Source organism: Psychrobacillus sp. FSL K6-1415, assembly GCF_038003185.1.
GTDB classification, from domain to species: domain Bacteria; phylum Bacillota; class Bacilli; order Bacillales_A; family Planococcaceae; genus Psychrobacillus; species Psychrobacillus psychrodurans.
On the sequence record NZ_JBBOOQ010000001.1, the window covers coordinates 1,215,412 to 1,229,679 of the forward strand.

The 14,268-nt window shown below is 34.7% G+C and carries 11 protein-coding genes; 7 read left to right on the plus strand and 4 right to left on the minus strand.

The window, feature by feature from the left end; all coding sequences use genetic code 11:
* Positions 1–800 precede the first annotated feature (800 nt).
* The 4 genes from MKY60_RS05605 to MKY60_RS05620 all read left to right on the plus strand — a co-directional run bounded on the left by MKY60_RS05605 (position 801) and on the right by MKY60_RS05620 (position 7,466).
* Positions 801–3,860, plus strand: a complete 3,060-nt coding sequence (locus MKY60_RS05605; protein ID WP_340929016.1) for an efflux RND transporter permease subunit — start codon at positions 801–803, stop codon at positions 3,858–3,860.
* Positions 3,861–3,932: 72 nt separating this feature from the next.
* Complete coding sequence (locus MKY60_RS05610) at positions 3,933–5,021, plus strand: SDR family oxidoreductase (protein WP_093494319.1); 1,089 nt, start codon at positions 3,933–3,935, stop codon at positions 5,019–5,021.
* Between the two features lie 223 nt (positions 5,022–5,244).
* Positions 5,245–6,015, plus strand: a complete 771-nt coding sequence (locus MKY60_RS05615; RefSeq protein ID WP_093494320.1) for a TerC family protein — start codon at positions 5,245–5,247, stop codon at positions 6,013–6,015.
* 98 nt (positions 6,016–6,113) lie between these two features.
* Positions 6,114–7,466, plus strand: a complete 1,353-nt coding sequence (locus MKY60_RS05620; RefSeq protein WP_340879302.1) for a TrkH family potassium uptake protein — start codon at positions 6,114–6,116, stop codon at positions 7,464–7,466.
* Between the two features lie 573 nt (positions 7,467–8,039).
* Here the strand turns inward: MKY60_RS05620 and MKY60_RS05625 are convergent.
* Positions 8,040–9,794, minus strand: coding sequence for a B12-binding domain-containing radical SAM protein (locus MKY60_RS05625; RefSeq protein WP_340929017.1), 1,755 nt, complete (start codon positions 9,792–9,794; stop codon positions 8,040–8,042).
* A gap of 180 nt (positions 9,795–9,974) precedes the next feature.
* Between MKY60_RS05625 and MKY60_RS05630 the strand changes: the two genes are divergently transcribed.
* Together MKY60_RS05630 and MKY60_RS05635 are read left to right on the plus strand one after the other, a co-directional pair.
* Positions 9,975–11,030 carry an ATP-binding protein gene (locus tag MKY60_RS05630; RefSeq protein ID WP_093494324.1) on the plus strand — a complete coding sequence of 352 codons (1,056 nt, stop codon included), beginning with the start codon at positions 9,975–9,977 and terminating at the stop codon, positions 11,028–11,030.
* Between the two features lie 75 nt (positions 11,031–11,105).
* Entirely contained in the window at positions 11,106–11,552 is a 447-nt protein-coding gene (locus MKY60_RS05635; RefSeq protein WP_093494325.1) for a MarR family winged helix-turn-helix transcriptional regulator, read from the plus strand.
* Between the two features lie 701 nt (positions 11,553–12,253).
* Here the strand turns inward: MKY60_RS05635 and MKY60_RS05640 are convergent.
* The 3 genes from MKY60_RS05640 to MKY60_RS05650 all read right to left on the minus strand — a co-directional run bounded on the left by MKY60_RS05640 (position 12,254) and on the right by MKY60_RS05650 (position 13,902).
* Complete coding sequence (locus MKY60_RS05640; protein WP_093494326.1) at positions 12,254–12,883, minus strand: hypothetical protein; 630 nt, start codon at positions 12,881–12,883, stop codon at positions 12,254–12,256.
* A gap of 158 nt (positions 12,884–13,041) precedes the next feature.
* The gene (locus MKY60_RS05645) at positions 13,042–13,653 is read right to left on the minus strand and encodes a CPBP family intramembrane glutamic endopeptidase (RefSeq protein ID WP_093494327.1); all 612 of its coding nucleotides are present in this window, start codon (positions 13,651–13,653) and stop codon (positions 13,042–13,044) included.
* A 60-nt stretch (positions 13,654–13,713) separates the two neighbouring features.
* On the minus strand, positions 13,714–13,902 hold the full coding sequence (locus tag MKY60_RS05650; protein WP_090563100.1) for a YkvS family protein: 189 nt from the start codon (positions 13,900–13,902) through the stop codon (positions 13,714–13,716).
* A gap of 123 nt (positions 13,903–14,025) precedes the next feature.
* On the opposite strand from MKY60_RS05650, the gene MKY60_RS05655 reads away from it, so the two are divergent.
* A complete protein-coding gene (locus tag MKY60_RS05655) occupies positions 14,026–14,217 on the plus strand; it encodes an abortive phage infection protein (protein ID WP_090563099.1) in 192 nt (63 codons plus the stop codon).
* The last annotated feature ends 51 nt before the right edge of the window (positions 14,218–14,268 follow it).

The following is a 14,268-nucleotide window of genomic DNA, read 5'->3' on the forward strand; positions in this document are numbered from 1 at the left end:
CTTTCTAATTCTTATAGTATTTGAAGAGCATACATACTTGTTATAGTTTTTCATATTGAACAGTTCAAGTTGTAGCAATAATATGATTTACGTTTCAGGTGGATGCTTTCCGCGGGCGGGTCGTGAGCCTACTCGGTCGCCGCGCTCCTAGCGGGGTCTCACCTGACCACGCTATTCCCGCTGGAGTCGCCACCTTCCACTTCAATCAAATGTCAGAAGATTATTATAAGAAAATCTAGCTGAACGCTTATTACAAAATTGATGATTTTGAAAAGCATATTTACAGGAAAACAATTTATTTAATAGTGATTTCCTTAGCTGTAGCAATCTTTAGGATGTGTGCCTTTCAAGCCGCATGAGTGCGAAGAATGGGACTTCAAAAGGTTGTATGAGCGGGCCGCTTTTGCTGTGACGAGCTTTACGCAGGAGCAATAGCGATCATGTCTGAAGGCTCATGCGTAGTGTGCGGCAAGCCCACATCCGTATAGAGACTATTTAGATGGAGATATCTCCATCTTCGATACCATTTACTTGCAATAATTTTGACTATACTTGCGCTCCTGTATAGGTTTACTTGTGGGTAATGTTGCATTACTTGCTCTCGATGTTGATTAACTTGTGAAATGGAATATTTATCTAATAGGAAAGTTGAATTGCGCATATCTGAGCAGAATATTACAAAATAAATATATAGATTATGTCAAATCATCTAGACTTATCTTTAAACTTGATAAAAATTTGAACTCTTCTTGAGTAGAGCATATGATAGAAAGAGCAAATAAGAAGGTGGGCCCCTGAAAATGAAAATTAGTGACTTTTCCATAAAAAGACCCGTATTTACAACTGTTATTATGTTCTTAATCATTATTCTGGGTGGGGTTTCATTTTTAAAAATACCTGTTACCTTAATACCAGATTTAAATCCGCCAATCGCAGTAGTTGTCACGAATTATCAAGGGGCAAGTCCTGTTGAGGTAGACGAGAAAATTACGAAGCCTTTAGAATCTTCACTTAGCACTTTACCAGGTATTGAATCTGTTAATAGTACATCTCAAGAAGGAGCTAATTTCATCCTATTAGAATTCGATTGGTCTACGGATATGGATGCAATTCAGCTAGATGTCATGCAACGTATTGATATTACACCTCTTCCTGAAGGTGCAGATAAACCAAGATTCTTGAAGTTTGATCCTGCACAATTTCCAGTTATCCAACTGTCATTGAATACGAAGGATTCTAAAACAGATATTCAGCTTATAGCGGAGCAATTAGAGAAAGAATTGTTAAGAACTGAAGGAGTTGCTAGTGTTAATGTATCTGGTTCTTTGATTGAAGAAGTGCAGATTTTATTGGACCAAGAGAAATTAAAAAGCAAAGGACTTACACAAACGGATATTGTACAAGTCATTCAAGCTAATAATATTTCACTTCCAGGTAACCCCATTGAAACAGACGAGAATAAATCATTGACTACTAGGATAATTAGTACGTTAACATCTGTCGAGGATATACAAAGTTTGGTAGTAACAGTTAATCCATTGGATGGATCGAGTGTCACGATTGCTGACGTAGCTGCTGTCAAATTAACGAAGCAAGATCAATTTTCCGAAACTAGAGCAAATGATGAACCTGCTGTTTTACTATCTGTTTTCCAAGAATCTAGTGCTAATACAGCTAATGTCTCCACAGCTTTCCAAGAAGCATTAGAAAAGCAACTGGAAAAAAATGAGTTTAAGGATGTAAAAGCAAATATACTTTTTGATCAAGGGGATTATGTGAAAATTGCTATTAGTAATATTGGAACCACCCTAATAACGGGTGGAATATTGGCAATGATTATCTTGTTTTTATTCCTAAAAGGCATTAGAAGTCCGATTATTGTAGGTGTAGCAATTCCATATTCAGTAATTGTAACCTTTGTTCTTATGTATTTTGCTGGGTTTTCACTTAATATTATGACGTTAGGTGCACTCGCGCTTGGTATTGGGATGCTTGTAGATAACTCCATTGTAGTTATTGAAAATATCGAGCGGCATTTAGGGTTAGGAAAGACACCAAAAGAAGCCGCCAGTATTGGCACAAAGGAGGTAGCAGGTGCTATTACTGCCTCTACTTTAACAACTATAGCTGTTTTTGTGCCTGTTCTGTTTTTATCCGGTTTAATTGGACAAATATTTACTGAATTTGCACTTACGATTTCATTTAGTTTGTTTGCGTCATTGGTAGTAGCTCTTACTGTTATTCCAATGATGGCAAGTAAATTACTGAAAAAAACTAAAGGAAACCTTGAAGCTAAAAGAAGAAGGTCAAAAGCATATAATAATTTTGAGCGTTCGATTAAATGGACTTTAGGTCATCGTGCAATGATATTAATGATCACTGTTATTCTTTTAGTTGTTTCAGGAATCGGTTTATTCCGAGTTGGAACAGAGTTTTTGCCAGCAACTGATGAAGGATTTGTAACTATTTCAGCAACTCTTGAAAAGGGCTCTTCTTTTAAGGCTACAGATAATGTTGTAAATAAAGTGGAAGATGTCCTACAAAAAGAGAAGGATATAGAGGTTTATGTGAGTTTTGTCGGTGGCAGTCAAGAAGGGCAGTCGAGAGGGAGTTCAAGCTCCAATACAGCTGAAATTTCAGTGAAATTAAAAGCATTAGAGGATAGAAACCGTTCTGTTTTTACCTTTGTAGATGAAGTACAGCCAAAGGTGGTAAAAGCTGTAGGAGGTACCGCAGAAATTAATTTCAATGTGCAGACTGCTTCTGGATCTTCTCCAAATGTAGTGTCATTTACTGTTTCATCTAATAATAAGACCACGTTGGACACAGCAGTAAACAAATTACAACAAGATTTGGAAAGCTTAGAGGGAGTTGTAGAAGTTACAAATGATTTAAGCACAAAAATGGAAGAAATCCAGATTAATGTCATTCGAGACAAGGCTACGGAGTATGGAATAGCACCAGCTCAAATTGCGCAGACCGTTAATAATATTACAAGAGGGGTATTAACTTCTCAAATTATTGATGAAAATGACCAAGTATTAGGTGTTTATGTGAAATATGATGAGTTATATCGAAGTAACTTGGAACAATTAAAGCAATTGCAGTTACGAACTCCATCGGGCCAGTATATTGCCCTACAGGATGTGGCAAATGTAGAAATAGCAGAAGGACCTGTCGTAATTCGAAGTGTTGACCAAGCTAGTGCGGTATCATTTTCAGTAAAATATGAGTCCATGTATTCGTTAGGTGAAATGTCTGATTTAGTTGATGAGATTATACAAGATCAGAAATTGTCAGAGGATATTGCAGTATCTTATGGCGGTGATCGAGAATTATTGGATAACTCCAAGAATGATATGATACTGGCAGTATTACTTGCAGTGGTATTAGTATTTATTGTTATGGCAGCACAGTTTGAATCATACAAATACCCTTTTGTCGTTATGTTTACTGTACCACTTGTAGTCATAGGTATCTTTATAGGACTCTTTACTACTAATTTACCAATCAGTATTTCAGCCATAATTGGAGTTTTAATATTGGTTGGAATTGTTGTAAATAATGGTATCGTATTAGTCGATTATATAAATCAACGCAAAATAGATAGAATGTCTTCATACGAGGCAATTATTACATCTGTCCGCGATAGAGTCCGACCGATATTGATGACTGCGTTGACGACAATATTAGGACTCGTACCTTTAGCTTTAGGAATTGGGGAAGGTACTGAGATTAATCAACCTATGGCGGTTACTGTTATTGGAGGATTAATAAGTTCTACTTTTCTTACTCTATACGTAGTTCCAGTTATATATAGTTTTTTTGATAAAGAAACTAGATATAATAAAGTATCGTAATATTCAGAAAAAAGCGGAAGAGTCTTCATTTGAAGGCTCTTTTTACGTATAATGAGAAAAGGGGTGTATCGTATGACGAAAGCACTAATAACTGGATTTCCAGGTTTTTTAGCAAAAAATATTATAAAAGAATTACACGAGCAACAGGTTTATACGAAGATTTATGTCCTAGTTCTTCCTTCTCAAAAGGGAGTAGCGGAAAGTATGATTGGGGAAATTTATCAAGATCAATTATATACTTCCTTTATAGAAATAGTAGAGGGAGATATTACAGTTCCTAATGCGGGGATACATCAAGATATTCTTAGAGAGTTAAGAAAAGAAGTTGAATATGTTTGGCATCTTGCCGCTATTTATGATTTAGCTGTATCGAAAGAAATTGCATGGAAAGTGAATGTTCATGGTACAGAAATGTTTAATAAATTAGTAACACAATTCTCCAAACTAAAGCGATATATCTATTTTAGTACAGCATATATAGCAGGTTTGCGAGAAGGCAAATTATTAGAAACGGAATTAATTAGACCAGAGGGTTTTAAAAATTATTATGAGGAAACAAAATATGAGGCAGAATTACTTGTTGAAAAGTTAAAGGAAATAATACCTGTTACAATTATTCGACCAGGTATTGTAAGGGGACACTCAGAAACCGGAGAAACAATTAAGTTTGATGGCCCGTATTTCTTTGTTAACATGATTTCAAACTTGAGGAAGCTTCCTTTCCTACCATACTTAGGTAAATCAAGCGCATCTATTAATGTTGTACCTATTGATTATATTACAAAGGCATCCATCTATTGTTCATTTAGTGATGAAGCATTAGGACAAACCATACATTTGACCGATCCCAGACCATATCCAGCAGAAGTGGTTTATAAAGCATTTGTAAAAGAAATCACTGGAAAGTATCCAAGAGGAAGGTTACCATTATTAATAGCAAGATCCTTTGTTGCCCTATTTCCAGTGCGGAAATTTTTACAGGTAGAAAAAGAAACGTTAGATTATTTAACTTGGAACGCAACATTTGACACGACAAATGCCGAATCCATTTTAAAAAAAGGGAAAATAACATGCCCAGATTTTATACTATCTATCCCAGCTATGATTACATTTTATAATGCCCATAAAGACGATTCAACATATCATATTCCTTTAAAGTAATAATTAGTTTACAAAAGTTTGGAATATGTTATAATTAATAACATAATTAAATAGACTCTTGACTAACGTCAAAGGGGAGTAGCTATAGGGAAACCTATTTCATAGTCGTCATTACGTGGTTTTTGCCACCGGTTATGATAGCAATTTTTTTAAATTTTGCTTAGCAAGACCTTTGCCTTTTTTAAAGGCAGGGGTCTTTTTATATGCAAAAAGGAGGACTTTGATGGACGCGTCATTATTGTTAGAGTACGGATGGGTAATATTAGTATTAGTTGGTTTAGAAGGGTTACTAGCTGCTGACAATGCGGTAGTAATGGCGGTAATGGTGAAACATTTACCAAAAGATCAACAGAAAAAAGCGTTATTTTATGGATTATTAGGTGCGTTTGTATTTAGATTTTTAGCGTTATTTATGATCACTTTCTTAGTGAATATTTGGCAAGTTCAAGCAATAGGAGCAGCATACTTATTATTTATTTCGATCAAACATATCTATGATCAGCGGAAAACTCCAGGACCACATTTAGACGTGGAAGGTATGGAACCTAAAAAAGGCTCTGGATTCTGGATGACTGTATTAAAAGTAGAGCTGGCAGATATAGCATTTGCAATAGACTCTATGTTAGCTGCAGTTGCAATCGCGGTAACATTACCACATTGGGGAGAATTTGAAATCGGTGGTATAAATGGTGGGCAGTTTGCAGTAATGTTCATTGGTGGAGTTATCGGTTTGATAATTATGCGATTTGCAGCACATAAATTCGTTCAGTTACTGGAAAAAATGCCTACATTAGAAACAGCGGCATTCTTAATAGTAGGATGGGTTGGGGTTAAACTTGCGGTTATGACATTAGCACATCCGAATGTTGGAGTGTTAGATGAGCATTTCCCTCACTCTACTCCTTGGAAGATGACATTCTGGATTATATTACTTGGGATAGCAATTGGTGGTTACCTACTAGGTGTTGCGAAACAGAAAAAAGAGGCTAATTAAATTAGGGAGTGTAAAAAGTTAGTTTTAACTATCTTTTTACGCTTTTTTTTTTTACAATGAGATAATGATTACTTGGAATGCCGAAAGGAAATAAAATTATGAAGCAACCACAAATAAAAAAGAAATTAAAATTTACACCAGCTCAAGTAATTGTCACTTATTATTTCATTGCAATTGCTATTTCTGTTATTCTTCTACGTTTACCAGGTGTACATAAACCAGGGGTTGAAGTAGCGTTTATCGATAGTTTGTTCACAGCAGTAAGCGCTGTTTCCGTTACTGGTTTAACTGCTGTTAGTATTTTAGATACATACAGTGTATTTGGCTACTTTATGCTTATTCTTATTCTACAACTTGGCGGAATTGGGATTATGTCATTAGGAACATTTATTTGGTTAATTGCAGGTAAGAAGATTGGACTACGTGAAAGACAATTAATAATGGTCGATCATAATCAATCCAATTTATCAGGTGTTGTTCATCTGATTAAAGAAATAGTTAAGATCCTTCTACTTATTCAAATTATCGGTGCGATATTATTAACTTTATATTTTACACAGTATTTTGATACGTTAAAACAAGCAGCGATGCATGGAATTTTCACATCTGTGTCCGCAACAACTAATGCAGGATTTGACATTACTGGGCAATCATTATTTGCATACCATAATGATTATTTTGTGCAAACGATAACAAGTATATTGATCGTATTTGGAGCAATAGGTTTTCCTGTTTTAATTGAAGTAAAAGAATTTTTATCGAACAAAAACAAGAACTTTCGTTTTTCTTTATTTACAAAGCTAACGACAATCACATATGGAGCGCTTCTGCTTTTTGGAGCAGTTATGATATTTTTATTAGAACTTTTTAATTCCTTTAAGGATATGCCATGGCATGAGAAGTTTTTTACTGCATTTTTCCATTCAGTATCTACACGATCAGCCGGTTTGACGACTATGGATGTTACACTATTTAGTGAAGGTACCAATTTTTTAATGAGTGTTTTAATGTTTATAGGGGCTTCACCAAGTTCTGTCGGGGGTGGAATTCGTACTACAACTTTTGCTATTGCGCTTCTTTTTCTAATCCATTTTTCAAGAGGAAAAGATAATATTCAAGTATTTAATCGAGAAGTACACTTAATAGATGTCTATCGATCATATGCTGTTATTATTCTGGCTTTAGTCATGGTTTTCACAGCTACATTGTTACTTTCCGTTACGGAGCCTGATGTACCAATTTCCTCTCTAATATTTGAAATAACATCTGCTTTTGGAACATGCGGTATGAGTCTTGGTATTACGGAGGATTTGTCGAATATAGGGAAAATAACTATAATGGTTCTGATGTTTATAGGAAGAGTAGGTTTAATTTCTTTCTTGTTTACACTAGGAGGAAAGCATAACAAAACAAAATATCATTATCCAAAAGAACGCGTAATTATTGGATAATATTAAAGAGGTTGGGACAGAAGTAGAAATTTATTGGATTAGGAGAAAGCTATATTAAATGATGGATATTTAATAAAATTTATTGGAATGGAGGGGCGACTCCTACGGGAATAGCGTGACGCCTGAGACTACAGGCTCAGGCCACGCCCGTGGAAAGCGTCCCTGGAATGGAAACCAATTTTATGCACAGCAAAAAAACAGCATTTTTCTCACAGAGAAAAATGCTGTTTTGGCTCTGTCCCACCTCATTTTAAGAAATAGGAAAGTATTTATAAATGACCTGGGAACACTGTGTTTGCAGTACCCTATAAAAATGAATAATGCTACTAATTTTCGTTTCTGGTGGACATGTTCCGCAGGGTGAGCGATGAACCATCCCCGCCCCTTCGATACGTTGTGATGTTTCATCTGTTAAGATTACTGAAAAAATAAAGGCTGGTCGTGACAGCAGGTCACGACCAGTTTTTCGAAAATATAACAAAAAGTATCCGTCAAAGCACTTCGGAAAATATAGAATCAGGTTTTGAGCTTAATGAGTTTCCTGCACTTTTCTTGAGCAATATTTTAATAATACTAAATTTGTGATGCTGTTATACCATCAATAAAAGATAAATGAGGTGTCTCTGTCTTTCCAAAGGTAGTTAATAAATAACCTTCTTTTTCCTCAATAAATCCTTGCATAAATGCATCTACATTAATAGAAATTGGTGTGATAAATGTTTGTTTATATAATTCTCGTTCATTCAACTGTAATGTAGAAAATGATTCTCCGGCTAGAGTCGGATCCTCTACTAATAATTTATACATTTTAGATTGTTCTTCCTTATTGAGATCATTATTCCACCAAGGCTTGCGAGGTTGGAACTTTTGTTTAGATAAATAATCTATTTTCATTACACTTCGAATAGTAGGTAATGAAATATTCTCTAGTCCTTCTAAGAACGCATAAAGTCTAGTATACAAGTCCTCTAGTTGATGGCCGATTTTTGACCAGTTCCTCTCTTCCCAGAATGTACCGAACTGTTGGAAAAAATCGAAAGGTGTTTCAAATACATGTTCGAATAAATATTCGAGTGTACTATCCATTCGATGTGCATTCCAATATTTCTCTAAAACATCCTCCACTTGTTTAATGCGTAAAATGTCATCAAAGTTTAATACATTATTTGAGAATATTTCGTATGGAGCTTGGTCTACATAGACATAGCCATATTTTTCAGCTTCAACGCGTAGACCAGTTCCACGAAGTAATTTTAAAAATCCTAATTGAAGTTCCTCAGGACGCATCTCGAATACTTCATTAAATGTATTTCTAAAAGAAGAGTAATCCTCTTCTGGAAGACCGGCTATTAAATCTAAATGTTGGTCAATCTTCCCACCACTTTTAACCATAGTTACAGTTCGTTTTAGTTTTTCAAAGTTTTGACGACGTTGAACAAGTTCATTTGTTAAATCGTTTGTAGATTGTACACCTATTTCAAACCGGAATAATCCCGCTGGAGCATTCTCGTTTAGAAATTGAATAACTTCAGGGCGCATAATATCTGCTGTGATTTCAAATTGAAAAACTACTCCTGGTTGGTGTTCATCTATTAAAAATTGAAACATTTCCATGGCGTAACTTCTACTAATATTGAATGTTCGATCCACAAATTTAATAATTTTAGAGCCATTGTTCATCAAGAAACGAATATCCTCTTTTACTTTATCCCGATTAAAATATCTTACGCCAACTTCTATAGAAGATAAGCAAAATTGACATGAAAATGGGCAGCCCCTACTTGTTTCCACGTAGACTATTCGTTTTGGTAGATCGGGGATATCTTCGTCAAAACGGTAGGGAGAGGGGGATAATCTTAAGTCGAGTTTTGGTGGTAGCGGATTAAGTATAAATTTGTCATCTTGTACATAAGCTAAACCAGGAACTTCATTTATCATCCGTTTCTGAGATAAAAAATCTAGTAAGTCTTTAAATGACTGTTCTCCTTCTCCTACGACAATATAATCGATTTCTTTTATTTGTCGTAACCAGAGATTTGTATCATAGGAAACTTCAGGTCCCCCTAAAACGACAACTACCGATGGGTCAACAGTTTTTAACATTTTAATAACTTTTATCGTTTCTTCAATGTTCCAAATATAACAGCTAAAACCAACAACATTAGGCTTCTTTTGATAAAGATCTGAAACAATAATGAAAGTTGGATCTTTTATTGTGTATTCTATTATTGAGGGGTGATACTCGGGTTCTGCATAGGCTTTTAAACAGCGTAGTGCTAAATTAGTGTGAATAAACTTCGCATTCAAGGTGGTTAATATTATATTCATTTTTCATAAACTCCTTTTTTCTCATTTCTATTGTATCAGCCTATAATCCTGTCGACAATATAGGTCATATGAATTATGTCAATCTGTCCAAGGTTATGGAATAATCAGAATATATAAATAAATATTTGTTATCCATCATAAGAATGTAGTTTGTAAATTCAGAAAGGGCTGGTGTATTTCTTGTTAACAAAATACGAGTATAAGGAAAAGTTTGAACATATATTTCAGCTTTTTTCAAGTGGACTTATATTTATAAACGACAAAGGAATAATATTAGATGTAAATTCTTATGCAGAAAAAATTTTACAAACGAATAAAAGTGAAGTAATTGGAATGAATGCACATCAACTGTATAGTTTGTTTAAAAATCCCATTGAAGCAAAAAGTAGCTTCTTAGACAAGCTTCTAAACGAAGGGTATTCGGAGATTCATGGGGAATTACAAACTTTTGTTGGTGAATATAAATATGTCCATATAGTAATTTCCAAGCAAAACGATAGTGGGCATTATTTGGCTGAGATAACTGATGAATCGGAAAAAATGTATATGAAAAAAAGACTGGATCAGTCAGAATCTCTTCGTACATTAGGACAACTGGCAGCAGGTATAGCACATGAAATTCGAAATCCTATGACATCATTAAAAGGGTTTACACAATTATTAAATCAAAATGCAACAGAAGATGCAAAGCGGTACTTAACTGTAATAAATGACGAAATCAATAAAATGGAAGAAATCCTCACTCAATTTTTAGAACTCTCTAAACCGAGTAAATCCAAGTTTACTGTCATAAATGTAGAAGATACAATCTTAGAAGTTGTGAATTTTATGGCTCCTCAAGCATTATTAAAATCAATTAACCTTAATGTTTCTAGTCTGATTAAAAAAGAATGTCGAGTTTATGGTGATAGTTTATTGTTGAAGCAGGTATTTATAAATGCTATTAAAAATGGCATAGAAGCAATGCCTAATGGTGGAAATATTCATGTTAATATTTCATATAAGCTTGGTAATTCTGTTAGTATTTCTGTGAGTGATCAAGGGCATGGGATTGAAGATGAACATATCAATAAAATTTTCCAACCTTTTTTTACTACAAAATCAACTGGGACAGGTCTTGGGCTATCACATGTTTACAAAGTTATTGAAGAACATGGTGGAAATATAGAGATTAAAAGTTTAGTTGGGGAAGGAACTACTTTCGATTTCATCCTTCCATGTCAAAATAGTTTATAAAGCTTTTTGACAATACAAACCAAGGGCCTATATAATAGTGGGTAATGTATTTTATATAGGTGAGGATGACGTATTATGACAGCAGAACAATCAAACAGTGCGCTAAAACTATTTATAGTATTGTCACGTGCTCATAAAGTAATTCATGAGTGCACCAATCAGTTTTTCCAGGAAAATGGTTTAAATCCAACAGAATTTGCTGTGTTAGAGCTTTTATATCATAAAGGTAAGCAACCACTTCAGCAAATTGGTAATAAGATTTTATTGGCAAGTGGGTCAATCACGTATGTCGTTGATAAACTAGAGGGACGAGGCTATGTTAAAAGAGTATCAAGTCCAACTGATAGACGTGTGACATATGCTGAAATATCTGCAGATGGTACCAAGTTTATGGATGAATTATTTCCACGTCATGAGGAACAATTAGTTGGCCTCATGGATGCTTTAACTGAGGATGAAAAGCAGGAAGTAATTGAAATCATAAAAAAATTAGGTCTATCTATTAAAAACTTATCTTACTAACAAAAAAACTTCGACCCTCAGTATGGGACGAAGTTTTTTTATTAGAGAAAGTGAGTCATTTTCATAATTACTTGTTTTATTTAAAAATACGAATGTTTACTTAATATCGTAATATATTATTCATTTTTTTAAAGCGATCTCGTTGATTGGAGTGGCAGGCGGCGACTCCAGCGGGAACAGCGCGAGCTGAAAGCCCCGCTGGAAAGGCCAAACTTTGTTTGACCGATGTCTTAGCGACGAGTAACCGCAGGAGCATATGTTTTCGTAGTGACGAGGAGATTGAAGCCGTGCCCGCGGAAAGCGCCCGCCTAGAGCGGAAATCAGCGTTGTTCGGATTTAACTATATAATATTCTTTATGAAATTGATTCAAAGTATATAAAAATATCCTGTGATTAAAAGGTTCATTGACCTTAAAAGAAGGAATAATTACAGGTGAATGCGATCCGCGGGGGAAGCAATAATCTATCAACGTAGCTCACGCGTCGATGTGATGGATTATATATCTCACTTATCTCAAAGGCTCTAAGAATAGGAGAGCGACGGATTATACTAAAAAAAGTATGTTGGTTAGTTGTGACGCCCGTCACAACCAACCAACATACTTATAAATCACTGGGCAATAGAATAGCAACAAGTCTGCCTAAAGTCTTTCCAAAATGATAGAAATAGATTTTGGTTTGAAAGTGTACTTAAGATTAGCTTATTTTGCTTTAATTGTTTCTGCCATCTGTACAAATGTTTCTAGTGATGGTGAATCAGTTGTGTCAAATATTGTTAGTTTAACAATCATTCCTTCTCGTTCAAATGCAAAACCTGTAACCTTACCTTCAGGTGTTTCAATCTGATGAGCGGAAGTATTATCTATGGAATCATTAGTAGGAACTAGATTTTCTTCTTTAAGATTTGTAACAGTTGCAGATTCATTCGATGCTTGTAAAGTTGAAACTAAATTTTCTTGGATTTCCTCGATTGTTATTTCATCTGCAGAGAAAGTCTCAATACGCATTGACTGTAAATCATTGTTTTTATTAAACAACAAGTCTTTGTTAGGTTCTTCACCAGTTAACTCGTAGCCTTCTACAACAGTGATGGAATAATTTTGACTATCACTTTCTATAGTGCTTCCTTCCAATGTCTGTTCAGGAGAAGTAGTGGATTGTGCTGTATCTGTTTCAATATTTTCCGTCTCTTCCGGGGAAGTTGTTTGTTCGGTAGTGCCACTTACTGTTTCTTTGGAATTATCCTGTTCTTCAGTTGTTGTGCTTGTCCCACATGCTGTGAGTAGAACTGTTAGTACTAAAATAGAAAACAATGTATAAATTTTTTTCATCCGTTTTCAGCTCCTTTTTTAAATAACCAAGTGCTTCCTTTAGTCAGCATTTGTCTAGCTCCAGCGTCTATCCCCAAATGCAATTCTTCAAGCGCTTGTTGGGGTTGATATAGGCGCTTGCGCCTTTCTTATATAGACGAAAAGGGTTTTTATTTGTTTCAAGTGAAAGGCAATACTAAAAACAATAAAACTAGCAGTGTAATATGTGCAAGAACTATGGCAGTGATACTTCTTTTCCACTCATATAGTATACCAAAGATGACACCGACGAAAAATCCTCCTAATATACCTATCCAAAAACCAGTGAAAATGAACGACAACCCAAAAAGCAGGGAGCTCAAAATAACGGCAAATTTAGGTTGCATATATTTTTTCAAATGTTGTTGGATTAATCCTCTCCAAAAAACCTCTTCTCCAGGAGCAATAATGAATATTAGCAAAAGGTAATGCCAGATGGCTGATGGACCATAATGGCTTAAAAATTTATCAATACTGTTTGTCCAATAGGATGGACCCATGTCCATTAAAAGATAAGCTCCTAGCATGCCAGCATAGGAAAGTGCTCCAAACATAAACCCAATGATAATTGAGTGGATTGAATTGTTGTCTTCTTCTATTTTGGAAAAGTAGAAGAAGGCTGCCATTAGAAAAAATACTGAGAAAGTATAAAAGTACCAAAAAACCTTCTCGTTTGAAAAAGTGATCCATGATAGAAAATAAGCAAGAATTAATGAAAGTACAAGTTGATAAATGGGTGATTGACGAAACATAATACACATCCTTCTAATATTTAAAAAACCGTCCTTCTTTTGAGAGGAACGGCATGACGTTTAATCTTCATTACTATATAATATTTTATAACGCTTATGATTGATAACTGTTTTCTCTTCTGTTTCGAGTTCGTTAAAGTTTTCCATATAAGTTAAGTTAACGATCACCGAGTTCTCATTAACTTTCTCTACAATACCTTGAAGACCATCTTTGAATTCAATAATATTCCCAACTTCAGCTATTTTCATAGAGTGTCCCATCCCCTTAAGAACATAATATAATACAGTTTGCCTTAAAATAAGGACTACGTAAAGTATTTTCACTAAACTTCTTAAAAAAAATATAAAAAATCAACGAAAGGATTGATCCATATGCAAGAATCATATGAAGAAAAACTTAATATGCTACAGAATGGGGATATTCAAAATATAGTCGTAGAAAAAAATGAATTTATAGCTTTTAGAGAAGTATTAGTCCATAGAGAAGATTTTAAACATTTTTCTGGTAATGCAGAACAAGGGGGACGGGTAGTATATACCTATTTAAATACTCCAAGAAGCTAAGAATGTCATAAATTGTCGTACATCTATTGGTTTAGTCATGCTCGTCAAAAG

Excerpts from the sequence above, each read along its gene's own strand:
- MKY60_RS05615 (WP_093494320.1), top strand. The coding sequence starts at position 5,245 with ATGGACGCGTCATTATTGTTAGAGTACGGATGGGTAATATTAGTATTA.
- MKY60_RS05620 (WP_340879302.1), top strand. The coding sequence starts at position 6,114 with ATGAAGCAACCACAAATAAAAAAGAAATTAAAATTTACACCAGCTCAA.
- MKY60_RS05640 (WP_093494326.1), bottom strand. The coding sequence starts at position 12,883 with ATGAAAAAAATTTATACATTGTTTTCTATTTTAGTACTAACAGTTCTA.
- MKY60_RS05650 (WP_090563100.1), bottom strand. The coding sequence starts at position 13,902 with ATGAAAATAGCTGAAGTTGGGAATATTATTGAATTCAAAGATGGTCTT.
- MKY60_RS05655 (WP_090563099.1), top strand. The coding sequence starts at position 14,026 with ATGCAAGAATCATATGAAGAAAAACTTAATATGCTACAGAATGGGGAT.
- MKY60_RS05645 (WP_093494327.1), bottom strand. The coding sequence starts at position 13,653 with ATGTTTCGTCAATCACCCATTTATCAACTTGTACTTTCATTAATTCTT.
- MKY60_RS05625 (WP_340929017.1), bottom strand. The coding sequence starts at position 9,794 with ATGAATATAATATTAACCACCTTGAATGCGAAGTTTATTCACACTAAT.
- MKY60_RS05635 (WP_093494325.1), top strand. The coding sequence starts at position 11,106 with ATGACAGCAGAACAATCAAACAGTGCGCTAAAACTATTTATAGTATTG.
- MKY60_RS05610 (WP_093494319.1), top strand. The coding sequence starts at position 3,933 with ATGACGAAAGCACTAATAACTGGATTTCCAGGTTTTTTAGCAAAAAAT.
- MKY60_RS05605 (WP_340929016.1), top strand. The coding sequence starts at position 801 with ATGAAAATTAGTGACTTTTCCATAAAAAGACCCGTATTTACAACTGTT.